This window comes from Enterobacter sp. BIDMC 26 (genome assembly GCF_000534435.1).
Classification (GTDB): domain Bacteria; phylum Pseudomonadota; class Gammaproteobacteria; order Enterobacterales; family Enterobacteriaceae; genus Enterobacter; species Enterobacter ludwigii.
The window spans coordinates 2,031,731-2,055,128 of record NZ_KI973182.1 but is presented as its reverse complement, the minus strand read 5'-3'; the positions used below and the strand labels follow the sequence as shown (position 1 = coordinate 2,055,128).

At 56.1% G+C, this 23,398-nt stretch carries 20 protein-coding genes and 1 pseudogene; 20 read left to right on the top strand and 1 reads right to left on the bottom strand.

The features are described from left to right. The first annotated feature begins 436 nt into the window (after positions 1-436). The 6 genes from flhD (at position 437) to cheW (ending at position 5,866) form a co-directional block, all read left to right on the top strand. Entirely contained in the window at positions 437-787 is a 351-nt protein-coding gene (gene flhD / locus L462_RS13655; protein WP_020883374.1) for a flagellar transcriptional regulator FlhD, read from the top strand. Between the two features lie 2 nt (positions 788-789). Continuing rightward, on the top strand, positions 790-1,368 hold the full coding sequence (gene flhC / locus L462_RS13660; RefSeq protein WP_014170677.1) for a flagellar transcriptional regulator FlhC: 579 nt from the start codon (positions 790-792) through the stop codon (positions 1,366-1,368). A gap of 123 nt (positions 1,369-1,491) precedes the next feature. Beyond that, a complete protein-coding gene (motA, locus tag L462_RS13665) occupies positions 1,492-2,379 on the top strand; it encodes a flagellar motor stator protein MotA (RefSeq protein ID WP_008500417.1) in 888 nt (295 codons plus the stop codon). Next, the gene (gene motB / locus L462_RS13670; protein ID WP_014170676.1) at positions 2,376-3,305 is read left to right on the top strand and encodes a flagellar motor protein MotB; all 930 of its coding nucleotides are present in this window, start codon (positions 2,376-2,378) and stop codon (positions 3,303-3,305) included. The genes motA and motB overlap by 4 nt, the downstream gene beginning before the upstream one ends. 4 nt (positions 3,306-3,309) lie before the next feature. Beyond that, positions 3,310-5,343 carry a chemotaxis protein CheA gene (cheA, locus tag L462_RS13675; protein WP_020883375.1) on the top strand — a complete coding sequence of 678 codons (2,034 nt, stop codon included), beginning with the start codon at positions 3,310-3,312 and terminating at the stop codon, positions 5,341-5,343. Between the two features lie 19 nt (positions 5,344-5,362). Then, positions 5,363-5,866, top strand: coding sequence for a chemotaxis protein CheW (gene cheW / locus L462_RS13680; RefSeq protein ID WP_014170674.1), 504 nt, complete (start codon positions 5,363-5,365; stop codon positions 5,864-5,866). A 189-nt stretch (positions 5,867-6,055) separates the two neighbouring features. Here cheW and L462_RS13685 read toward each other — a convergent pair whose 3' ends face one another. After that, the gene (locus L462_RS13685; protein ID WP_025203835.1) at positions 6,056-7,315 is read right to left on the bottom strand and encodes a dicarboxylate/amino acid:cation symporter; all 1,260 of its coding nucleotides are present in this window, start codon (positions 7,313-7,315) and stop codon (positions 6,056-6,058) included. Positions 7,316-7,745: 430 nt separating this feature from the next. Between L462_RS13685 and L462_RS13690 the strand changes: the two genes are divergently transcribed. The 14 genes and pseudogenes from L462_RS13690 (at position 7,746) to L462_RS13750 (ending at position 23,253) form a co-directional block, all read left to right on the top strand. Beyond that, positions 7,746-8,318: a spore coat protein U domain-containing protein gene (locus L462_RS13690; protein WP_032678439.1), complete on the top strand. Its 573-nt coding sequence runs from the start codon at positions 7,746-7,748 to the stop codon at positions 8,316-8,318. 12 nt (positions 8,319-8,330) lie between these two features. Next, entirely contained in the window at positions 8,331-8,879 is a 549-nt protein-coding gene (locus L462_RS13695; protein ID WP_032678438.1) for a Csu type fimbrial protein, read from the top strand. Positions 8,880-8,895: 16 nt separating this feature from the next. After that, on the top strand, positions 8,896-9,657 hold the full coding sequence (locus L462_RS13700; RefSeq protein WP_032678437.1) for a fimbrial biogenesis chaperone: 762 nt from the start codon (positions 8,896-8,898) through the stop codon (positions 9,655-9,657). Beyond that, positions 9,633-12,016, top strand: a pseudogene (locus L462_RS0123555) (fimbria/pilus outer membrane usher protein). Before L462_RS13700 ends, L462_RS0123555 begins: the two are co-directional and overlap by 25 nt. Continuing rightward, entirely contained in the window at positions 12,013-12,975 is a 963-nt protein-coding gene (locus L462_RS13705; RefSeq protein WP_020883381.1) for a Csu type fimbrial protein, read from the top strand. Before L462_RS0123555 ends, L462_RS13705 begins: the two are co-directional and overlap by 4 nt. Positions 12,976-13,059: 84 nt before the next feature. Further along, the gene (gene tar / locus L462_RS13710) at positions 13,060-14,724 is read left to right on the top strand and encodes a methyl-accepting chemotaxis protein II (protein WP_020883382.1); all 1,665 of its coding nucleotides are present in this window, start codon (positions 13,060-13,062) and stop codon (positions 14,722-14,724) included. 44 nt (positions 14,725-14,768) lie between these two features. Continuing rightward, entirely contained in the window at positions 14,769-16,370 is a 1,602-nt protein-coding gene (gene tap, locus L462_RS13715; protein ID WP_032678436.1) for a methyl-accepting chemotaxis protein IV, read from the top strand. Positions 16,371-16,389: 19 nt separating this feature from the next. After that, the gene (cheR, locus tag L462_RS13720; RefSeq protein ID WP_014170664.1) at positions 16,390-17,256 is read left to right on the top strand and encodes a protein-glutamate O-methyltransferase CheR; all 867 of its coding nucleotides are present in this window, start codon (positions 16,390-16,392) and stop codon (positions 17,254-17,256) included. Beyond that, positions 17,253-18,302, top strand: a complete 1,050-nt coding sequence (locus tag L462_RS13725) for a protein-glutamate methylesterase/protein-glutamine glutaminase (RefSeq protein WP_014170663.1) — start codon at positions 17,253-17,255, stop codon at positions 18,300-18,302. Before cheR ends, L462_RS13725 begins: the two co-directional genes overlap by 4 nt. Positions 18,303-18,319: 17 nt before the next feature. Beyond that, complete coding sequence (gene cheY / locus L462_RS13730) at positions 18,320-18,709, top strand: chemotaxis response regulator CheY (RefSeq protein WP_000763862.1); 390 nt, start codon at positions 18,320-18,322, stop codon at positions 18,707-18,709. 13 nt (positions 18,710-18,722) lie between these two features. After that, on the top strand, positions 18,723-19,367 hold the full coding sequence (cheZ, locus tag L462_RS13735) for a protein phosphatase CheZ (RefSeq protein ID WP_013096065.1): 645 nt from the start codon (positions 18,723-18,725) through the stop codon (positions 19,365-19,367). Positions 19,368-19,641: 274 nt separating this feature from the next. Then, a complete protein-coding gene (flhB, locus tag L462_RS13740; RefSeq protein WP_014170659.1) occupies positions 19,642-20,790 on the top strand; it encodes a flagellar biosynthesis protein FlhB in 1,149 nt (382 codons plus the stop codon). Further along, the gene (gene flhA / locus L462_RS13745; RefSeq protein WP_014170658.1) at positions 20,783-22,861 is read left to right on the top strand and encodes a flagellar biosynthesis protein FlhA; all 2,079 of its coding nucleotides are present in this window, start codon (positions 20,783-20,785) and stop codon (positions 22,859-22,861) included. The genes flhB and flhA overlap by 8 nt, the downstream gene beginning before the upstream one ends. Beyond that, positions 22,858-23,253 carry a flagellar protein FlhE gene (locus L462_RS13750; protein ID WP_123266835.1) on the top strand — a complete coding sequence of 132 codons (396 nt, stop codon included), beginning with the start codon at positions 22,858-22,860 and terminating at the stop codon, positions 23,251-23,253. Before flhA ends, L462_RS13750 begins: the two co-directional genes overlap by 4 nt. Positions 23,254-23,398: the final 145 nt, after the last annotated feature.

The following is a 23,398-nucleotide window of genomic DNA, read 5'->3' as shown; positions in this document are numbered from 1 at the left end:
TTCGAACAGCACATGTCATGCCACTTCTGCTCATACTCCTGCATGAGTATTCGCCCATAAAGAATAGAAAACAGTGTCGATCGTTCAAAAAACAACCAATTTACAAGTCATACTGATGGATTTATGGGAGATATTCACTTAAATTGTGTGACGTAGATCACATTTTTTTTAAATTTGGGGGTGGCTGCATTGTATGTGTCAAAACTGACGAGTAGAGTTTGCGTCGAATTAGGAAAAATCTTAGTTATTTGTAAGAAATGATAAAACGTGTAAGAGACGTAACCGCGTTTCAGCTGTTGCGCGTTTCAATGAATACAAACCTAAATTCGACTATGCATTTAGCCTTTTCTTTTTTATACCGGGTGATTTCCCGGCGACATCACGGGGTGCGGTCTTTCCGCATAAAAATAATAGTTGGTTATTCGGGATGGGAACAATGCATACATCCGAGTTGCTAAAACATATCTATGACATCAATTTGTCGTATTTACTGCTCGCGCAGCGTTTGATTAGTCAGGACAAGGCGTCCGCGATGTTTCGTCTGGGTATTAATGAAGAAATGGCAACCATGCTGGGTGGGTTAACCCTTCCTCAAATGGTTAAACTGGCGGAAACAAACCAACTGGTTTGCCAGTTCCGTTTTGACAATCCTCAGACTATCACGCGTCTGACGCAGGATTCCCGTGTTGACGATCTTCAACAGATCCATACCGGTATTCTTCTTTCCACTCGCTTGCTTACCGAAATCAGCCAGCCTGATGACGCAGCCCGTAAGAAAAGGGCCTAGCAATGAGCGAGAAAAGCATTGTTCAGGAAGCGCGTGACATACAGTTAGCAATGGAGCTGATTACGCTCGGTGCTCGTTTACAAATGCTGGAAAGCGAGACTCAGCTGAGTCGTGGTCGCCTCATCAAATTGTATAAAGAGTTACGTGGTAGTCCCCCGCCGAAAGGAATGCTGCCGTTTTCAACGGACTGGTTTATGACCTGGGAACAGAACATTCATGCCTCCATGTTCTGTAATGCCTGGCAGTATCTTCTCAAAACCGGTTTGTGTAGCGGCGTTGATGCCGTGATCAAAGCGTATAAACTTTACCTTGAACAATGCCCGCAGCAGGACGAGGGTCCTTTGCTGGCGCTCACCCGCGCATGGACGCTGGTGCGTTTTGTTGAAAGCGGAATGCTTGAGCTGTCGCGCTGTAACTGCTGCGATGGCAATTTTATTACCCATGCGCATCAGCCTGCAGGCAGCTTCGCCTGTAGTTTATGCCAGCCTCCATCCCGAGCAGTAAAAAGACGTAAACTTTCCCGGGAAGCTGCCGATATTATTCCACAACTGCTGGATGAACAGATCGAACAAGCTGTTTAACCCGAACGTGTGGGCAAGATTCCAGCAGCGGTAAGCAATTACCGCTGCTTTTTTTTACCCCGCAAACGGTAAACGCTGCGAGCTGAACATCCTTGCCATAGTCACTAGCGGAAGGATGATGTCGTGCTTATCTTATTAGGTTACCTGGTAGTTCTCGGTACAGTTTTCGGCGGTTACATGATGACCGGCGGGCACCTTGGAGCACTCTATCAACCGGCTGAACTTATTATCATCGGCGGCGCAGGGGTAGGGGCTTTTATCGTTGGTAATAACGGTAAATCGATCAAGGGCACGCTGAAAGCTATTCCACTGCTGTTCCGTCGCTCTAAATACACCAAAAGCATGTATATGGATCTGCTTGCGCTGCTCTATCGTCTGATGGCGAAGTCGCGTCAGCAGGGCATGTTCTCGCTTGAGCGGGATATTGAAAACCCGAAAGAGAGCGAAATTTTTGCCAGCTACCCGCGCATTCTCGCTGACGCAATGATGCTGGATTTCATCGTCGATTACCTGCGACTGATCATCAGCGGCAACATGAACACCTTCGAAATCGAAGCGCTGATGGACGAAGAGATTGAAACGCACGAAAGCGAATCCGAAGTGCCGGCAAACAGCCTGGCGCTGGTGGGCGATTCCCTCCCTGCGTTCGGTATCGTCGCGGCGGTGATGGGCGTGGTACACGCGCTGGCCTCGGCGGATCGTCCTGCGGCAGAGCTGGGCGCGCTGATTGCGCATGCGATGGTGGGCACTTTCCTCGGTATTTTGCTGGCGTATGGTTTTATCTCTCCGCTGGCCAGCGTTCTGCGTCAGAAGAGCGCGGAAACGACCAAAATGATGCAGTGCGTGAAGATCACGCTGCTCTCTAACCTCAACGGTTATGCGCCACCTATCGCAGTTGAATTCGGCCGTAAAACGCTTTATTCCAGCGAGCGCCCGTCGTTTATCGAGCTTGAAGAACACGTGCGTGCGGTGAAAAACCCAAACCAACAGACGACAACTGAGGACGCATGAAAAATCAGTCCCATCCGATCGTCATCGTAAAAAAACGCAAGCACAAGGGGCATGGGCACGGCGCGCATGGCTCCTGGAAAATAGCGTACGCCGATTTTATGACCGCAATGATGGCATTCTTTCTGGTGATGTGGCTCATCTCCATCTCCAGCCCGAAAGAGTTGATCCAGATTGCCGAGTATTTCCGAACGCCGCTGGCTACCGCCGTGACCGGTGGGCAGCGAATCTCTAACAGCGACAGCCCGATCCCTGGCGGCGGCGATGATTACACCCAGCAGAAGGGTGAGGTGAAGAAAGAGCCGAACATCGACGAGCTGAAAAAACGTATGGAGCAAGCGCGCCTGAAGAAACTGCGCGGCGATCTCGATCAGCTGATTGAGGCGGATCCTAAACTGCGTGCCCTGCGACCACACCTGAAGATCGATCTGGTGCAGGAAGGTTTACGTATACAGATTATTGATAGCCAGAACCGCCCGATGTTCAAAACGGGCAGCGCGGAAGTTGAGCCATACATGCGCGACATTTTGCGCGGCATTGCGCCAGTGCTGAACGGTATTCCTAACCGTATCAGCCTGTCTGGACACACGGATGACTTCCCGTACGCCACGGGTGAGAAGGGATACAGCAACTGGGAGCTTTCTGCCGATCGTGCCAACGCCTCGCGTCGCGAGCTGGTGGCAGGTGGGCTTGATGATGGCAAGGTACTGCGCGTGGTCGGCATGGCATCAACCATGCGTGTCACTGACCGCGGGCCGGATGACGCCATCAACCGTCGTATCAGTCTTTTAGTGCTGAACCAGCAGGCGGAGCAGGCCATCCTGCACGAAAACGCCGAAAGTCAGAATGAGTCACTGGACGATTTAAAACAGCCTGGGGCCGTTCCTTCGGCTGCCGTTCCAACATCGCCACCAGCCAATCCGAGGTGATAGCGTGAGCATGGATATTAGCGATTTTTACCAGACATTCTTTGATGAAGCCGACGAATTGTTGGCCGATATGGAGCAACACTTGCTGGATTTGGTGCCTGAAGCACCGGACTCCGAGCAGCTCAATGCCATCTTCCGTGCGGCGCACTCGATTAAAGGCGGAGCCGGAACGTTTGGATTTACCATCCTGCAGGAAACGACCCATTTAATGGAAAACCTGCTGGATGAAGCACGACGCGGTGAGATGCAGCTCAATACCGACATTATCAACCTGTTTTTGGAAACCAAAGATATTATGCAGGAACAGCTCGACGCCTATAAAAGCTCGGCAGAGCCTGATGCCGCCAGCTTTGAATACATCTGCAATGCGCTGCGCCAGCTCGCGCTGGAAGCCAAAGGTGACGCAGCCGCAGCCGTTGTTCCGGCAGCCAAACTGAGCGTTGTCGATGCCGTTACCGCACAAGAGGCGGCCCCGGCCGCCGCTGCGAGTAAAGTGCGCGTGGTGCTGTCACGCCTCAAAGAGAACGAAGTTGACCTGCTTGAAGAAGAGCTGAGTAACCTGGCGAAATTAAGCAACGTGGTGAAAGGCAAAGACAGCCTGAGTGCGACGCTGGAAGAGGGGATCAGCCAGGACGATATCGTGGCGGTCCTGTGCTTTGTTATCGAAGCCGACCAGATCGCGTTTGAAACTGAAACGGCGGCGGTTGACGTGCCAGCGGCAGTGGAAGAGGTGGCGGTTGTTCCTCAGGCGGCCGCGCCTGCCGTTGCGCCTGCGGCGCCGGTATTGAAAGCGGTGCCAAAAGATGCCGCCGCGCCAGGCCGTGGTGAAAAACCGGCCGCGCGCTCCAGTGAATCCACCAGCATCCGCGTCGCCGTCGAGAAAGTTGACCAGCTGATTAACTTGGTGGGTGAACTGGTGATTACCCAGTCGATGCTGGCACAGCGGTCTAACGAACTGGACCCGGTGACCCACGGCGATCTGATTACCAGCATGGGGCAGTTACAACGTAATGCCCGCGACCTGCAGGAATCGGTGATGTCCATCCGTATGATGCCGATGGAATATGTCTTCAGCCGCTTCCCGCGTCTGGTGCGTGACCTGGCCAGTAAACTGAATAAACAGATTGAACTGACGCTGATGGGCAGCTCCACTGAGCTGGATAAAAGCCTGATCGAACGCATTATCGACCCGTTAACGCACCTGGTGCGTAACAGCCTCGACCACGGTATCGAACTGCCGGAAAACCGCATTGCCGCCGGAAAATCCCCGGTCGGGAATCTGATCCTCTCCGCCGAACACCAGGGCGGGAACATCTGCATCGAAGTGACCGATGACGGTGCGGGCCTGAACCGTGAGCGCATTCTGGCGAAAGCCATTTCGCAGGGAATGGCGGTCAACGAAAACATGACTGACGAAGAAGTGGGCATGCTGATCTTCGCGCCAGGCTTCTCGACCGCAGAGCAGGTGACGGACGTTTCCGGCCGCGGCGTGGGAATGGACGTGGTGAAGCGTAACATTCAGGAGATGGGCGGCCACGTTGAGATCAAGTCTAAGCAAGGTTCCGGCACCACCATTCGTATCCTGCTGCCGCTGACGCTGGCAATCCTCGACGGCATGTCGGTGAAAGTGGCGGACGAAGTCTTTATTCTGCCGCTGAACGCGGTGATGGAATCGCTGCAGCCGCGTGAAGAAGATCTGCATCCGCTGGCGGGTGGCGAGCGCGTTCTTGAAGTGCGCGGTGAGTACCTGCCGCTGGTCGAATTGTGGAAAGTGTTCGAAGTGGATGGCGCGAAAACCGAGGCCACGCAGGGGATCGTGGTGATCCTGCAAAGTGCGGGTCGCCGCTACGCGCTGCTGGTTGATCAGCTGATTGGCCAGCACCAGGTGGTCGTGAAGAACCTCGAAAGCAACTACCGCAAAGTGCCAGGTATTTCTGCCGCCACTATTCTGGGTGACGGTAGCGTGGCGCTGATCGTTGATGTGTCGGCGCTTCAGGGATTAAATCGTGAACAACGTGTGGCGTACACAGCCGCCTGATTAAGTAGAAGGTAATAACATGACCGGTATGAGTAATGTAACGAAACTGGCGGGCGAGCCATCAGGGCAGGAATTCCTGGTATTCACTTTAGGCGATGAGGAGTACGGCATCGATATCCTGAAAGTGCAGGAAATTCGTGGTTACGACCAGGTTACCCGAATCGCGAACACGCCTGCCTTTATTAAAGGTGTCACCAACCTGCGCGGCGTGATTGTGCCTATCGTTGACCTGCGCGTGAAGTTCAGCCAGGGCGACGTGGATTATAACGAAAACACCGTGGTGATTGTCCTGAATCTGGGGCAGCGCGTGGTTGGGATCGTGGTGGATGGCGTATCTGATGTGCTGTCCCTGACGTCCGATCAAATCCGTCCGGCGCCGGAGTTTGCGGTCACGCTGTCTACCGAGTATCTGACGGGGCTGGGAGCGCTGGGTGAGCGTATGCTGATTCTGGTGAATATTGAGAAGCTGCTGAACAGTGATGAGATGGCGCTGCTGGATATCGCGGCGAATCACGTGGCGTAATGTTTCTCTAAACGGTTCTGTGAGGCTTTCGTGGAACCGTTTCGTTCAGTCGGGCATTTCGGTTATCTGATTCGCCCGCTGCGGTGAACATATTAAGGGGGCTATTGCAGCCCCCTTATCTTATTCACTTACTGCAGACGTAGTATTTTCTGCTGGTCTTAAGGTGAACGAAACCATTCCGCCAACCCGTTACGCTTCCTGCTCTACCAGCTCAGTCTCCGCTTCGCGCGCCCCTTCATTTTGCGACAGCATCGCAGTCGCAATACCGTTACCCAGCACGTTAATCGCTGAACGTCCCATATCCAGGAAATGATCGATCCCCATCAGCAGCAAAATACCCGCTACCGGAATATTGAAACTCGGGATGGTTGCCGCCAGGACCACCAGCGACGAACGAGGCACCCCCGCAATCCCTTTTGAAGCCAGCATCAGCGTCAGCATCAGCACGGTCACTTCGGTGAAGCTCAGGTGAATATTGTACGCCTGGGCGATAAACATCGAGGCGAAAGAGCAATACACCATAGAGCCCACCAGGTTAAAGGAGTAACCGATCGGCAGAACGAAAGAGGCGATATTGCGCGAGCAACCAAAACGCTCAAGCTGCTCCAGCGTTTTTGGATACGCCGCTTCTGAGCTGCTGGTGGTAAACGCCACCAGCACCGGGTCCTTCAGCATGCTGACCAGGCGGAACACCTCTTTCTTCAGCACCATATAACCGACGGCCAGCAGCACCATGCAGGTGAGAAGGATTGCCACGTAGTAGCCGCCAATAAAGGAGGCGTAGTTCAGCAGAATGCCCAGACCCTGAGTGGCAATCACAGATGAGATAGCAGCGAAAATGGCCAGCGGGGCGACGTACATCACGTAACCCGTCACCTTCAGCATGATATGGGAGACCACATCCAGCGCGGCCACCAGCGGGGCATTGAATTTTTGCCCCAGCGACGCGCCGGCAATGCCGAAGAACATAGAGAAGACCACAATCTGCAGGATTTCATTGTTCGCCATCGCACCGGCGATACTGGTCGGAATGGTATGGGACAAGAACGCTTTCAGCGTCATCCCCCCCACCGCAAGGCCGGTGTCTACCGCCTCTTTCGGGATAGCCAGGTTCAGGCCGCTGCCCGGACGTTCCAGCGTGACGATAAACAGTCCCACCAGAATGGAAAGCACGGATGAGCTAATAAACCACACCATCGCTTTGCCGCCCACGCGACCAATGGTGGAGGTTTCACCCAGTTTCATAATGCCCACGGTCAGCGTGCTGAAGACCAGTGGCGCAATAACCATTTTAATCAGACGCAGGAAAATATCGGTCAGCAGCGTGATGTTATCCGACCATGCTTTGATGGCATCCGCAGAGGCATACTCATGAATCGCCGCCCCTGAAAGAATACCCGCCAGCATGAATATCACGATGAAGAGTGTGAGTTTGTTTGCACTTGCCACGAAAAAAGACCCTCTATGCGCTTTGGTTGCCGTCTGCGCCGATGTATATAGATTTTTTATTACGACGCAGGAAATTATTCGGCACATAAATTGAAGTAAAGCGGAGGGAGATACAACTAGTTTTTAATTTTTATTAATTTTGTTGTTAACGCCTCGACGATATATTGTGATGCAGATCACATTTCGATGGATATATCCTCTGCGTATACGAGAAATAAGGCATTCACAAAGTATTAACATCCTGTTTTATAAATAAATATTCAGTCAATAAGCCATCAGTCTTGCCCTCCGCGGCGCGGGTGGTCGAAGCGGTATCCATAAACTAAATTCTCAATAACCCCCGGAAGAGGAACGTTAAGTGGGGCTAACATCTTGAACAGCAAAAATAAAATGTGGCAAGCGAACGGAAATGTCTTCTGGAGGGTGGTAAATGAAAAGAAAACTCCTTTTGATCTGTGCAGGCACGTTGCTGACGGCGACAACAGCCCAACAGGCGCTGGCGGTGACCAGCAGCGGTACTATTGGCGCGACGTTAACCCTGACGAACGGTTGTCTGATAAACGGCTCGCCCACGCAAAATGGCATTAACTTCGGGACCCTGGATTTCGGCACCCATCCCGCAACGTTTTCCACCCTGACGACGCAGTTGACCGGTGCCAGCGGCGGTAACACGTTCACCATTCAATGTACGACCGCCAGCTATACGGTGGCGATCACCGGGAATACCAACTCCACCGCGCCGGGTACCGTCGTGGGGACGCCAGGCACGCCTGCGCGCTATCTGGTCAACACCACCAATGCTGCACAGGGTGTGGCTTACAGCCTGTATAGCGACAGCGGATTTAACAACGTCGTTGCCAACAACGCGGCACTACCAATAGCGTCAACCGCCGGGGGCATCGACAGTTACACACTTTTCGGGCGCATTACCGGGGGCGGTAACAGCGTTACGGTCGTTCCGGGTACCTACACCGACACGATTAACGTCAGCGTCACCTACTAGTTTCACGCAGCCATGAAGGCATCCATTTTGCGTCTGCGCAACAGCGCGGAGGGGATCGTGCACCCTTTGTACGCGCTGATCGTCTGCCTGATGCTGGTGCCTGCGGCGGGTGCTGTGACGTCACAGTCATTTAAGGTCAGCGCGACCATTGTGCCCGGGTGCGCGGTATCCACGGGCAGCGGAGGACTTTTCGGTACGCTCGATTTCGGTACCCACAACGGGGTGGAGAGTGCCCCGGTGAGCACCAGTTTTGTGCCTAACGGGGCCTTGTCCATCGCCTGCACGCCCGGCGTGGCGCTGAGTATGAGCATTAACGGCGGACAGAATTACTCCTCCGTTCGGCGTATGAAGCGCTCAGGGGGAACGGAAGTGGTGGGATATCGCCTTTACAGCAGCAGTTCGCTGGCGGCGAACAGCGAAATTGGCGTCAATCAGGCAATACCGGTGACCTATACCAACAGTAATAACATTGCGCTGCCGCTTTTTGGCGTGGCGCTGCTGACCGGGTTTAGCCCGGCAGGAACGTATTCTGATCAGCTCACCGTGACCTTGTCATGGTGATAAAGGGAGACAGTCGATGAAGCCATTTTTCAGACACCTTTGTCTGGTGAGTTTGTTGGGGGGAATGGCTGCGGCGACAGGCCAGGCGCAGGCGGCGGCAACCATTCTGTTGTGGCCCATCGATCCGTGGTTGTCAGCGGATGCCAAAGCCACTGAATTATGGATCCAGAATCAGGGGAACAGCGCAACGACAATGCAGGTCCGCATTGTGCGCTGGAAGCAGGAGGGCGGTTATGAACGCTACTCCGCACAGCAGGACGTGGTGGCCAGCCCGCCCATCGTCACCATTGGCAAAGGCAGTAAGCAGCTTATTCGTTTGATTAAGCAGGGTACGGTGCCGCTCGGCGTCGAACAGGCCTACCGCATTATTGTGGATGAAATCCCCCAGCCGGATGCCAAAGCCGAGCCGGCCATTGGCCTGAAATTGCAAATGCGCTACTCCATTCCTTTGTTCGTTTATGGACAGGGGATCCCGACCCTAAAAGAGGGGGCGCATCATGCGCTGGTGGAGACCAAAAATCTGAGCTGGCGGGTGACGCAGGAGAAGGGACATCCTGCCCTGGAGGTCCGTAATCAGGGGGATGTGCACGTCAAACTCAGCCAGGTGGCGCTGGAGCAGGGCGGGCAGAAGCGGACGGTTGCAGACGGATTACTCGGGTATGTGCTTGCGGGCAGCACCCGCACCTGGTCAATCCCGGCCCGAATAGGTCAGCCAGACCGGCTGAGCGCGCAGATTAATGCCAGGGATACGCAATGGCAGTCGACGCCCGTCAACTGAAACCGGCGATGATGATCCTGCTCTGCGTCAGTACCAGCACCTGGGCTGAGCCCGGCGATGACAGTTTACCGCCGCCGCCGCAGGCTCAGGCGTTGAACGGCGAAGCGGTCTTTCAGCTCTCGATTGTGTTGAATCACTACGACACCGGTATGGTGGTGCCCGTGACGCAGCGCGAGGGGGCATTCTTTATTTCCAGCGCCGACCTGCTGCGGGCAGGGCTTCCGCCGGAGCATGTGCCTGCCGGAGACGTGAACCTTTCTACCCTGCCGCAGGTGCGCGTAGAGTACGACAGCGCGGCGCAGCGTCTGCTGCTGGGCGTTCCGGCCGACTGGGTCGCCTCACGCGTGACCCCTTTCAGCGGACAAATGTCACAAAGCAAACCACACTTCGGGCGTGGAGCACTGCTCAATTACGATCTCTACACCAACCATACGGAACATGTCGGCGGACAGGCCTCGCTCTGGCATGAATTCCGCTACTTCAATGAGAACGGCTCCTTTTCTTCAACCGGCTATGCCCGGGAAAATTTCACCGGAAACGACGGTCAGCAGGAAGGGTATGTGCGCTATGACACGACGCTTCTGATGACGAACGAGGACGAGGCAACGACCTGGACCGCCGGGGATGTGATCAGCGATGCCCTGAGCTGGAGCACCAGCGTGCGCATGGGCGGGATCAGCTACGGGCGGGATTTCTCCCTGCGTCCTGACCTCGTGACCTGGCCACTGCCAGAGTTCTCGGGCGAAGCGGCGGTTCCCACCTCGGTGGATCTCTTTATCAATGGCTATCGTTCCGGCTCGACCCAGCTTCAGCCGGGACCGTTCACCCTGACCAATCTGCCCTATATCAACGGAGCAGGGGACGCGGTACTGGTCACCACCGATGCGCTGGGGCGCCAGGTGAGTACCACGCTGCCGTTTTACGTCACCAGCGAATTGCTGAAACAGGGCCTGAGCGACGGGGCGGTGACGCTCGGCAGCCTGCGGCGTAATTACGGCATCAAGAATTTTGACTACGGCCCGGCGGCGGGTAGTGGGTCGTATCGCTATGGCGTTACGGACTGGTTGACGCTGGAGGGCCATGCCGAAGGGGCAGAAGCACTGGCGCTGGGCGGGATGGGGACGGTGGTTAAATTGGGTCGGTTTGGCGTCGTGAATACCGCGTATTCTCAAAGCCGTATGCGCGGAGATAATGGCGGGCAAATCAACTGGGGCTATCAGTACAGTACCAGTGAATTTAGTGTAGCGACACAGCATACGCGGCGCGATCGCGACTTTGGCAACCTCGCCCTCTATGACCAACCTACGGTCTATGACGAAAATGACCGGCCCATCGCCAGTTTTAGTCGCAACACCGACCAGTACTCTCTCACCTTTAACCTGGGCGAGTATGGCAGTCTCGGTGCTGCGTGGATCGGCGTGGAGAGCTTTGACAACCAAAAAACCGAACTGCTGAATCTCTCCTGGAGCCGCAATCTGTGGGGGGCGAGCAGTATTTATCTGGCCGCAAGCCGCGATCAGCAGCGGGGAGACTGGACGGTGGCCATGTCGCTTCAGGTGCCGCTGGGAGAGCGTGACAGTGCCGCCGTAACCTATGAAAACACGCCAGATGCCGGCAGCACGCAGCGTATCAACTACAACCACTCCTGCCTTCCGACGGTGGCTTTAGCTGGAACATGGCATGGGCCAACCAGTCGAAAGCCAATGATTATCAGCAGGGAACGCTGGGCTGGCGCAATAACAACATCGAACTTCAGGGCGGTGGTTATGGCGAAAGGGACATGATGACCTGGTGGGGAGAGGCGATGGGCGCGATTGTGCTGATGGACGGCGAGCTATTTGCGGCAAACAAAATCAACGATGCGTTTGTGGTGATCAGCACCGACGGTCACCCGGACGTTCCCGTCAGTTATGAAAACCAGCCGGTCGGCAAAACGAACAATAACGGCTACCTGCTGGTCAGCGGTGTATCGGCTTATTACCCGGCCAGTTATCGCATTGATACCCTTAATCTGCCCGCGGATACCCGGCTGAAAGAGACAGAGCGGCGGATCGCTATTCGCCGCCACAGCGGTTATCTGGTCGATTTCCCGATGGAGCAGGAGCGGGTGGCAAGCGTCATTCTGCATGACAAGCAGGGGCAGGCTATTCCGGTGGGAAGCCAGGTTCGACGTGCCTCGCGCAACAATGCGGTGGTGGGGTATGACGGCATCGCCTGGCTGGAAAATCTCAGCGATGTGAACCCGCTTGAGGTGATTACGCCAGACGGAAAACACTGCTCGGCCACGCTGACCGTGGGGGCCAACCCGGAACATAAGCTGCAGACATACGGACCGCTGATTTGCCGGGAGGAACGGTGAAGCGCTTACTGCTATTGATGCTGCTGCTGTTTTCTGGCGGCGGCTGGGCGGCGTGTACCGTCAGTACGGTAAATGCGTCATTTGGTAGCGTCACCTCGTTCGCGCTCAGCGGAACCGGGGAGGTCGAAACCACCGGCAGGCTGATCGTGGCATGCGACGCTGTGCTCAATCTTCTGACCAACGACTCGGTGACGCTGAACTACACCGCCGCGTCGGTTTCAGGCAACAGCCGTGCCACCATGAAACGCACCGATAATGCGGCCATCACGGATGTGATCCCCACCCGGTTGTGCGGGTTAACGGGGTGTTCGAGCAACAGCGAAGTGCAAATCAGCAAAGCTTATACCTGGAGCGGCAACACCCTGCTGGGATTACTGGGGTCAAAACAGTACAGCATTCCGCTTTATTTCCGCACCGTTGCCGGACAAAACGTCACAGCCGGGCCCTATCAGGTGCTGCTCACCTTCAGCATCAACTACAGCGTCTGTTCCGTGGGCGTGCTGGGCCTTTGCACCGTTCCCCAGACAGGCACGGCGACCACCAGTATTCTTCTCAACATGACCGTTACCAACGACTGCAGCGCCATGACCACGCCTGACGTCAACTTCAACAGTGCGCCGCTGGTGCAAAGTTTCCCCACTGTCTCGCAGGCGATTGCCGTCACCTGTACCAAAGGAAGCACTTACACTATCGGAATTAATAATGGTGCCAACGCGCTGAATAATGTTCGCCGCATGGTGAGCGGCAGTAACTACATGAGTTACGACATTTATAAAGAAGCCACGACCAACCGCTGGGGTGGCAGCGGTACCGAGCGCTGGACCAGCGCAACCTCATCGCAGGTCAGTACCGACGGTTTATTGCGAACCTACAACTACACTGCCAAAGTCCTTACCAGCCAGTCTACGCCGCCTGCCGGCACCTACACCGACACGCTGATCGTTGACGTTGCGTTTTAACCCCGCGCTTTTCCCTTTCTCAAATGTAAAGTTCCTGTAGTCAGTGCCGATAACACCGTTAATAAATCTATGAGAAGGTGTTGTATGTTGAACCGTATCCGCGTTGTCACAATGCTTATGATGGTGCTGGTCATTTTCGCACTTCTTCAGCTTACCTCCGGCGGGCTTTTTTTCTCGTCACTTAAACAAAACCAGGACAGTTTCGCCGCCTCGAACGATCTCCGCGTACAGCAGAGTGAACTGACGTCGACGTGGGATCTGATGCTGCAAACGCGTATCAACCTGAGCCGCTCTTCCGCCCGCATGATGATGGATCCAAATAATCAGCAGAGCAGTGCGAAAACGGAACTGCTGAAAAATGCGCGGGCGACCCTTGCTGACGCAGCGAAACACTACGACGCCTTTAAGAAAATCACGCCACAGCCTGCCATGGCGCAGGTGAGCCAGAATATCGATGAAAAGTACAACGCCTACTATGCCGGTCTGACGGAGCTTATTCAGTTCCTGGAAAGCGGCAACATGGACGCGTATTTCGCGCAACCTACCCAGGGGATGCAAAACGCCCTTGGTGCGGCACTCGGGGAATACGCCAAAGCCAGTGGCGACCTGTATCACTCGGCCTTTACGCAAAGCCAGAATGATTACCGCTTTGCCAAATGGCAGATGGCCGTCATGGCGCTGGCGCTGGTCATCGTGCTGGTGGGCGTGTGGTACGGCATTCGCCACATCCTGCTTAATCCTCTCGGTCGCGTCATTGCCCACATTCGCGAGATTGCCGGTGGTGACCTGACCAAAACGCTGACCGTCTCCGGGCGCAATGAAATTACCGAGCTGGCAAACAGCGTTGATCATATGCAGCGCTCGCTAATTGAGACCGTCGCCAACGTGCGTAACGGATCGGAAGCCATTTATACCGGTACCAGCGAAATTGCGATGGGCAACAACGATCTGTCGTCGCGCACCGAACAGCAGGCGTCGGCGCTCGAAGAGACCGCCGCCAGCATGGAGCAGCTTACCGCGACCGTGAAGCAGAACGCGGACAACGCCCGTCAGGCCTCACAGCTGGCGGAAAGCGCGTCCGAAACGGCGCAGCGAGGCGGTCGCGTGGTGGACGGCGTGGTGAAAACCATGCACGAAATCGCCGACAGTTCGAAGAAAATCGCCGACATCATTAGCGTTATCGACGGCATCGCTTTCCAGACCAATATCCTCGCCCTCAACGCCGCCGTTGAAGCCGCACGTGCGGGCGAGCAGGGGCGCGGGTTTGCCGTGGTGGCCGGGGAAGTGCGCAACCTTGCCAGCCGCAGTGCCAACGCGGCGAAAGAGATCAAGGCCCTGATTGAAGACTCCGTTTCCCGCGTCGATACCGGCTCCGTGCTGGTAGAAAGCGCAGGGGAAACCATGAATGACATCGTGAATGCCGTTACCCGCGTAACGGACATCATGGGTGAAATCGCCTCTGCGTCGGATGAGCAGAGTCGTGGTATCGACCAGGTTGCTCTGGCGGTATCGGAAATGGATCGCGTGACACAACAAAACGCCGCGCTGGTGCAGGAGTCCGCTGCGGCGGCCGCTGCGCTGGAAGACCAGGCAAGCCGTCTGAAGATGGCCGTCTCGGCGTTTCGTCTCGCTTCACTCGCTGGAAACACGGTCACCCCGCAAGCAACGTATCTCGCGCCTGCCGCAGCAGCGGCAGCGACCCGTAAACCTGCAGCGACGACCGGACATGAAAACTGGGAAACATTTTGACTGACATTTAAACCGCGGCTGCTTGCCGCATGATGGGAGCGTGGATGTTAAATCGTATTCGTATCTCGACCACACTGTTTTTGATTCTGATCCTTTGCGGTGTGTTGCAGGTTGGCAGTAACGGGTTGTCTTTTTGGGCGTTTCGCGATGGCTATCAGAATTTGCAGGAAGTTGAGGCGAGTAACCAGCAGCGCGCCGCCGTGGCACAGACGCGCGCCGTACTGTTGCAGGCAAGCACGGCGCTGAACAAAGCGGGAACCTTAACCGCCCTGAGTTATCCGCCGGATGACATCAAGGCATTGATGGTGACCGCGCGCGTCAGCCTGAAGCAGGCTGACGCGCAGTTTAACGCCTTCGCGGCACAGGACGCCGGCAGCGCGGAAGTGAAGGCGCTGAAAGTCGCGATGAAGAAGCGTTTTGATCAGTGGCACAGCGACCTGGATCACCAGGCGACCTGGCTTGAGAACAACCAGCTCTCGGACTTTATGACCGCGCCAGTCCAGGTGTCCCAGGTGGCGTTTGACGCGAGCTTTAATGCCTGGCAGCAGAACATTAACCAGTTTGTCCAACGCGCCGGGAATGACAGCCGTAAAAACTACCATATGTCAGGCGTGATTTTTGCCGTGGTGGTGATTCTGGCGGTGCTGCTGACCGGCGGTGCCCTGTACTGGTCGCGCAGAATGATTGTGCAACCGCTGGCGATCGTCAGCAGCCACTTCGACAGTATTGCGAAGGGTAACCTGGCGCGTCCGGTGGCGGTGTACGGCAAGAACGAAATTTCGGCGATTTTTGCCAGCCTGAAGGCGATGCAGGGCGCCCTGCGGGAAACGGTCTCCGATGTGCGACAGGGCAGTTATGCCATGCACACCGGGATCTCGGAGATTGCGGCAGGCAATAACGATCTCTCATCGCGCACCGAGCAGCAGGCAGCTTCGCTGGCGCAAACGGCTGCCAGCATGGAGCAGCTCACCGCGACGGTAAGCCAGAACGCGGATAACGCGCGTCAGGCGTCTGACCTGTCCAGACAGGCGGCGATGACGGCGAAGAAGGGGGGCGATCAGGCCTCTCACGTGGCCAGTACCATGCAGGACATTGCCGCCAGTTCACAGAAAATTGGCGACATCATCAGCGTGATTGACGGTATTGCGTTCCAGACCAACATTCTGGCGCTGAACGCGGCCGTTGAAGCGGCACGAGCCGGTGAACAGGGGCGTGGTTTTGCGGTTGTGGCCGGTGAAGTCCGTAATCTGGCGAGCCGCAGCGCCAACGCCGCGAAAGAAATTAAAGGGCTGATTGAAGAGTCCGTCTCGCGCGTCCAGCAAGGTTCTGCCCTGGTGGACACGGCGGCGAAAACCATGCACGAAATCGTCACCTCCGTTACGCGGGTTAACGACATCATGGGCGAGATTGCTTCTGCGTCCGATGAACAGCGTCGCGGAATTGAGCAGGTGGCCCAGGCGGTAAGCCAGATGGATCAGGTCACGCAACAAAACGCCTCGTTAGTTGAGGAAGCGGCAGCGGCAACCGATCAGCTGGCCAGCCAGGCGGATCATCTGACCGGGCTGGTCGCGGTATTTAATGTGAAAGAGCACGTTGAAGCAGTAACAGAAGTCGGGCGGTCGCAGGCCGTGCCAGTTGTATCCTGAATGTAATTAAGAAGGCGCTATGACATCACCAATGCCCCCAGGGCAAACGTCATTACTGTTGCAGATGACACAGCGCCTCGCGCTGTCCGACGCGCATTTTCGTCGGATATGTCAGTTAATCTACCAGCGTGCGGGGATTGTGCTTGCCGATCATAAGCGAGACATGGTCTACAACCGTCTGGTGCGGCGCTTGCGTACGCTTGGGCTGGACGATTTTGGTCGCTATCTGAGCATGCTCGAAGCGAACCAGAACAGCGCAGAGTGGCAGGCTTTTATTAACTCGTTAACCACCAACCTGACCGCATTTTTCCGTGAAGCTCACCACTTCCCGGTCCTGGCGGAGCACGCGCGTCGCCGCAGCGGGGAGTATCGCGTCTGGAGTGCGGCCGCCTCAACCGGGGAAGAGCCGTACTCGCTGGCGATCACCCTTGCCGACACGCTGGGCATGGCGCCTGGACGCTGGAAAGTCTACGCCAGTGATATTGATACCGAAGTGCTGGAGAAGGCACGCAACGGCGTGTATCGCCAGGATGAACTGAAAACGCTGTCACCTCAGCAGTTGCAGCGTTACTTCATGCGCGGAACCGGCCCGCATGAAGGCCTGGTGCGCGTGCGCCAGGAGCTGGCGAACTGTGTCGAATTCGCGCCCGTTAACCTGCTGGATAAGCAGTACAACGTGCCGGGGCCATTCGACGCTATTTTTTGCCGTAACGTCATGATCTATTTTGATAAAACGACGCAACAGGACATTCTGCGTCGGTTTGTTCCGTTGCTCAAGCCTGACGGTTTACTGTTTGCCGGGCACTCGGAAAACTTCAGCAACCTCGTGCGTGAGTTTAGCCTGCGTGGGCAAACGGTATATGCGCTGAGTAAGGAAAAAGCATGAGTAAAATCAGGGTGTTGTCTGTCGACGATTCTGCGCTGATGCGCCAGATCATGACTGAAATTATCAATAGCCACAGCGATATGGAGATGGTGGCGACAGCGCCTGATCCGCTGGTAGCGCGGGATTTAATTAAAAAATATAACCCCGACGTGTTAACGCTGGATGTCGAAATGCCGCGCATGGATGGCATTGATTTCCTGGAAAAATTGATGCGCCTGCGGCCCATGCCAGTGGTGATGGTCTCATCCCTGACCGGAAAAGGATCTGAAATTACCCTGCGTGCGCTGGAGTTAGGGGCGGTGGATTTTGTCACCAAACCTCAGCTTGGCATTCGTGAAGGGATGCTGGCGTACAGCGAAATGATCGCCGAGAAGATCCGCACCGCGTCACGTGCGAAGCTTGCCGCGCACAAACCGATGGATGCACCGGTAACGCTGAAGGCCGGTCCTTTACTCAGTTCGGAAAAACTGCTGGTGATTGGGGCGTCAACCGGGGGAACAGAGGCAATTCGTCATGTACTCCAGCCATTGCCGCTTTCAAGTCCGGGTATTCTGATCACGCAGCATATGCCGCCAGGCTTTACCCGCTCGTTCGCCGAGCGTCTGAACAAGCTGTGTCAGATCAGCGTGAAAGAGGCGGAAGACGGTGAGCGCGTACTCCCCGGCCATGCGTATATCGCACCGGGTGACAAGCATATGGAGCTGGCGCGCAGTGGCGCTAACTATCAAATCAAAATTCATGACGGGCCGCCGGTAAACCGGCACCGTCCGTCGGTGGATGTGCTGTTTCATTCGGTGGCGAAACATGCGGGGCGCAACGCCGTTGGGGTGATCCTGACGGGGATGGGTAACGACGGTGCCGCCGGAATGCTTGCAATGCACCAGGCTGGCGCCTGGACGATTGCGCAGAATGAAGCAAGTTGTGTGGTGTTCGGCATGCCGCGCGAGGCCATCAATATGGGTGGCGTGAGCGAAGTGGTCGATCTTAGCCAGGTAAGCCAGCAGATGCTGGCGAAAATCAGTGCCGGACAGGCAATACGTATTTGACTCAGGAGTATTATTTTATGGCGGATAAAGAGCTTAAGTTTTTGGTTGTGGATGACTTTTCCACCATGCGTCGTATCGTACGCAACCTGCTGAAAGAGCTGGGCTTCAACAACGTTGAAGAAGCAGAAGACGGCGTTGATGCGCTGAACAAACTGCAGGCGGGCGGGTTTGGTTTTGTTATCTCCGACTGGAACATGCCAAACATGGACGGTCTGGAACTGCTGAAAACCATCCGTGCGGACGCGGGAATGGCGTCATTGCCGGTTTTGATGGTGACCGCAGAAGCGAAAAAAGAGAACATTATTGCCGCAGCACAGGCGGGCGCTAGTGGCTATGTCGTGAAGCCGTTCACTGCGGCCACCCTGGAAGAGAAGCTCGGTAAGATCTTCGAGAAACTCGGCATGTGAGGTGTTGGTTATGATGATGCAACCTGCTATGAAACCCGTTGAAGAACACTCGCCCAGCGATATCATTGCCCGCATCGGCAGCCTGACACGCATGCTGCGTGACAGCCTGCGTGAACTGGGGCTGGACCAGGCAATTGCTGAAGCGGCGGAAGCCATTCCGGATGCCCGCGATCGTCTGGACTACGTTGTGCAGATGACCGCTCAGGCGGCTGAACGTGCGCTGAACAGCGTTGAAGCGTCACAACCGCATCAGGATGCGATGGAGAAAGGCGCGAAAGCGCTGACCAAACGCTGGGATGAGTGGTTTGAGAATCCAATCGAGCTGGCGGATGCCCGCGAGCTGGTCACGGATACCCGTCAGTTCCTGGGCGATGTGCCGGGCCACACCAGCTTTACCAACGCGCAGCTGCTGGACATCATGATGGCGCAGGATTTCCAGGACCTCACGGGCCAGGTTATCAAGCGCATGATGGATGTGATTCAGGAAATTGAACGTCAGCTGCTGATGGTGCTGCTGGAGAACATTCCGGAACCGGCCGCTCGTCCAAAACGCGAGAACGAAAGCCTGCTCAACGGTCCACAGCTCGACGCCACCAAAGCGGGCGTTGTGGCAAGCCAGGATCAGGTAGACGACCTGCTGGACAGCCTTGGTTTCTGATTGAGGTGATGACCCTCAGGTTGCACGCGCAACCTGAGGGTATGCCGCTTAATTTTGAGTGCATAACGCTGGGGTGGCTGGCCCTTGCTCACGCCCTGCTTGCTGACAGTGTTGCCAAACGCTATCTCAAATTTTTTTGCCGTTTTTTACTCATCACCCGATTGCTCCGACGCTGAACTGGCTAAAAGAACCCGGTTATTGGGTTTTTTCAACCCATTGATGAAAGGTCAGGCTGGCATGATACCCGTGACTAAATGGGCTGCGAGCAGGCACTGTGGCAGAAGAGAACGACGACAAAACGGAAGCCCCCACACCCCACCGACTAGAAAAAGCGCGTGAGGAAGGGCAGGTCCCCCGATCCCGAGAACTGACATCCCTGCTGATCCTCATCGTAGGCGTGTGCATTATCTGGTGGGGTGGGGAGGCGCTCGCCCGCAAACTGGCGGGAATGCTCTCGGCTGGCCTACGTTTTGACCACAGTATGGTCAACGACCCTAACCTGATCCTCAGCCAGATAATCCTGCTCGTTAAAGATGCCATGCTTGCGCTGTTGCCCCTGATTACCGGCGTCGTGCTGGTGGCGCTGGTCTCGCCCGTAATGCTGGGCGGTCTGGTGTTTAGCGGGAAATCGCTGCAACCCAAGTTTTCGAAACTGAACCCGCTGCCGGGGATTGCGAAAATGTTCTCGGCGCAAACCGGTGCGGAGTTGCTTAAAGCGATTCTGAAATCGGTCCTGATGGGCAGTACCGGCGGTTTTTTTCTCTGGCACCACTGGCCGGAAATGATGCGCCTCATCAGTGAATCGCCGTTAACCGCGATGAGCAATGCGCTGAACCTGGCCGGGCTCTGTGCCCTGCTGGTGGTGCTCAGCATTATTCCCATGGTGGGTTTTGACGTTATCTTCCAGCTTTACAGCCACTTCAAGAAACTGCGCATGTCTCGTCAGGATATTCGGGATGAATATAAGCAGATGGAAGGTGACCCGCACGTGAAAGGGCGTATCCGCCAGATGCAACGTGCTGCCGCCCGTCGACGGATGATGGAAGATGTGCCAAAAGCCGACGTCATTGTGACTAACCCGACACACTATTCCGTTGCGCTGCAGTACGACGAAAACAAAATGAGCGCGCCGAAAGTGGTGGCGAAAGGGGCGGGGCTCATCGCCCTGCGTATTCGTGAAATTGGTACCGAAAACCGGGTGCCCATACTCGAAGCGCCTCCGCTGGCGCGCGCGCTGTATCGCCATGCGGAAATTGGACAACAGATCCCAGGACAACTCTACGCCGCGGTGGCGGAAGTGCTGGCCTGGGTATGGCAGTTGAAACGCTGGCGTCTGGCTGGCGGTCAACGGCCTGTGAAACCTGAGAACCTTCCGGTGCCTGACGCGCTGGATTTTATGAACGAGAAGGACACTGATGGCTAATCTGGTGGCAATGTTGCGCCTGCCCGGCAACCTGAAATCGACGCAATGGCAGATCCTTGCCGGACCGATTCTCATCCTGCTAATTCTGTCGATGATGGTGTTGCCGCTTCCGGCGTTCATCCTCGACCTGCTTTTCACATTCAACATTGCGTTGTCCATTATGGTTTTGCTGGTGGCGATGTTCACCCAGCGCACCCTTGAGTTCGCCGCATTCCCGACCATTCTGCTGTTTACCACCTTGTTAAGGCTGGCGCTGAACGTCGCGTCAACCCGTATCATTCTGATGGAAGGTCATACCGGTGCTGCTGCGGCGGGTAAAGTGGTTGAGGCATTCGGCCACTTCCTCGTCGGCGGTAACTTTGCCATCGGTATCGTGGTGTTCGTCATTCTTGTCATCATTAACTTTATGGTTATCACCAAAGGTGCCGGACGTATCGCGGAAGTGGGCGCGCGTTTTGTGCTTGACGGGATGCCGGGCAAGCAGATGGCCATCGACGCGGATCTGAACGCCGGGCTTATTGCCGAAGATGAAGCCAAAAAGCGCCGCTCGGAAGTGACGCAGGAAGCTGACTTCTACGGCTCAATGGACGGTGCGAGTAAGTTTGTTCGCGGTGATGCCATTGCGGGCATCCTGATCATGGTGATTAACGTGGTCGGCGGCCTGCTGGTGGGCGTGCTGCAGCACGGCATGGACATGGGCCACGCGGCGGAAAGCTATACGCTGCTGACCATTGGTGACGGTCTGGTGGCGCAGATCCCGGCACTGGTCATCTCAACGGCGGCGGGGGTTATCGTGACCCGCGTCAGTACCGATCAGGATGTTGGCGAGCAGATGGTCGGGCAGCTCTTCAGCAACCCGCGCGTGATGCTGCTGGCCGCCGCGGTGCTGGGCCTGCTCGGTCTGGTGCCGGGAATGCCAAACCTGGTGTTCCTGCTGTTCACTGCGGCATTGCTGGGCCTTGCCTGGTGGATGCGTGGCCGTGAGATGACCCCGGCAGCGGAACCTGCTCCGGTAAAAATGCCGGAGAACACGCAGGCCGTGGAAGCGACCTGGAACGACGTTCAACTGGAAGATTCGCTGGGAATGGAAGTGGGGTATCGCCTCATCCCGATGGTCGATTTCCAGCAGGATGGCGAACTGCTGGGCCGAATCCGCAGCATCCGTAAAAAATTCGCCCAGGACATGGGCTTCCTGCCGCCGGTGGTTCACATCCGCGACAATATGGATCTGCCGCCTGCGCGCTATCGAATTCTGATGAAAGGCGTAGAGATTGGCAGCGGTGATGCTTATCCAGGCCGCTGGCTGGCCATTAACCCGGGCACCGCGGCGGGTACGCTGCCAGGCGAGCAAACCATCGACCCGGCCTTTGGCCTGGCTGCCATCTGGATTGAGAGCGCGCTGAAAGAGCAGGCGCAAATTCAGGGCTACACCGTGGTGGAGGCGAGTACCGTGGTGGCGACCCACCTGAACCATCTGATTGGACAATTCTCGGCAGAGCTGTTTGGTCGTCAGGAAGCCCAGCAACTGCTCGACCGTGTCACGCAGGAGATGCCGAAGCTGACGGAAGATCTCGTGCCAGGCGTCGTGACGCTGACCACGCTGCACAAGGTGCTGCAAAACCTGCTCGAGGAAAAAGTGCCGATCCGCGATATGCGTACCATTCTGGAAACCCTCGCCGAGCATGCACCGTTGCAAAGCGATCCGCACGAACTGACGGCGGTGGTGCGCGTGGCACTGGGGCGGGCGATCACGCAGCAGTGGTTCCCGGGCACCGGGGAAGTGCAGGTTATCGGCCTCGATACGCCGCTTGAACGTCTGCTGCTGCAGGCTCTGCAGGGCGGTGGAGGGCTGGAACCTGGCCTGGCCGACCGTCTGCTGGAGCAAACACAAGAGGCGCTGGCGCGTCAGGAGATGCTGGGTGCGCCACCGGTTCTGCTGGTGAACCATGCGCTGCGTCCGCTGCTGTCGCGCTTCCTGCGCCGTAGCCTGAACCAGCTGGTCGTGCTGTCGAATATGGAGTTGTCGGATAACCGTCATATCCGTATGACGGCGACGATAGGAGGAAAATAATGCGTAAGTGGTTATGGATTTTACTTTTTCCGCTGGTGGCCCAGGCCGCCGGGGAAGGGACCTGGCAGGCCAGCAGTATTGGCGTGACCCTCAGCAATCGCGGTGTCGCCATGTCTTCGCGACCACTATCACCGACTGAGCCGGTGTCCGGTCTGATGACCCTGGTGGTCTGGAACTACACGCTTATTGGCCCAACGCCTGCCGGGCTTCGGGTACGGCTGTGCTCCCAGACACGCTGTACGGAAATTGACGGAGAGAATGGCACCACTCAGGCCTTCAACGGCGTGCCTGCTGTCGAACCTTTGCGCTTTATCTGGGAAGTGCCGGGCGGCGGACGCCTGATCCCTGCGCTGAAAGTTCAGCGTAATTCCGTCATCGTCAACTACCGCTAATACCCCGCCTTCTGCGCCCGCCATCAGCCATTTCTGATGGCTGGCTCGCAAAAAATGACCTCCTCTTTTGATGTAAAAGAAACGCTGTTTTATAAATCAGTGACACGCGTAACGACACTCTTTGCATTTTTGCCAGCCGCTTGCC

Bases quoted from the DNA above. Each gene is read 5' to 3' on its own strand.
- flhD (WP_020883374.1), top strand. From the start codon at position 437: ATGCATACATCCGAGTTGCTAAAACATATCTATGACATCAATTTGTCG.
- flhC (WP_014170677.1), top strand. From the start codon at position 790: ATGAGCGAGAAAAGCATTGTTCAGGAAGCGCGTGACATACAGTTAGCA.
- motB (WP_014170676.1), top strand. From the start codon at position 2,376: ATGAAAAATCAGTCCCATCCGATCGTCATCGTAAAAAAACGCAAGCAC.
- cheW (WP_014170674.1), top strand. From the start codon at position 5,363: ATGACCGGTATGAGTAATGTAACGAAACTGGCGGGCGAGCCATCAGGG.
- L462_RS13690 (WP_032678439.1), top strand. From the start codon at position 7,746: ATGAAAAGAAAACTCCTTTTGATCTGTGCAGGCACGTTGCTGACGGCG.
- L462_RS13695 (WP_032678438.1), top strand. From the start codon at position 8,331: ATGAAGGCATCCATTTTGCGTCTGCGCAACAGCGCGGAGGGGATCGTG.
- L462_RS13700 (WP_032678437.1), top strand. From the start codon at position 8,896: ATGAAGCCATTTTTCAGACACCTTTGTCTGGTGAGTTTGTTGGGGGGA.
- tar (WP_020883382.1), top strand. From the start codon at position 13,060: ATGTTGAACCGTATCCGCGTTGTCACAATGCTTATGATGGTGCTGGTC.
- tap (WP_032678436.1), top strand. From the start codon at position 14,769: ATGTTAAATCGTATTCGTATCTCGACCACACTGTTTTTGATTCTGATC.
- cheR (WP_014170664.1), top strand. From the start codon at position 16,390: ATGACATCACCAATGCCCCCAGGGCAAACGTCATTACTGTTGCAGATG.
- L462_RS13725 (WP_014170663.1), top strand. From the start codon at position 17,253: ATGAGTAAAATCAGGGTGTTGTCTGTCGACGATTCTGCGCTGATGCGC.
- cheY (WP_000763862.1), top strand. From the start codon at position 18,320: ATGGCGGATAAAGAGCTTAAGTTTTTGGTTGTGGATGACTTTTCCACC.
- cheZ (WP_013096065.1), top strand. From the start codon at position 18,723: ATGATGCAACCTGCTATGAAACCCGTTGAAGAACACTCGCCCAGCGAT.
- flhA (WP_014170658.1), top strand. From the start codon at position 20,783: ATGGCTAATCTGGTGGCAATGTTGCGCCTGCCCGGCAACCTGAAATCG.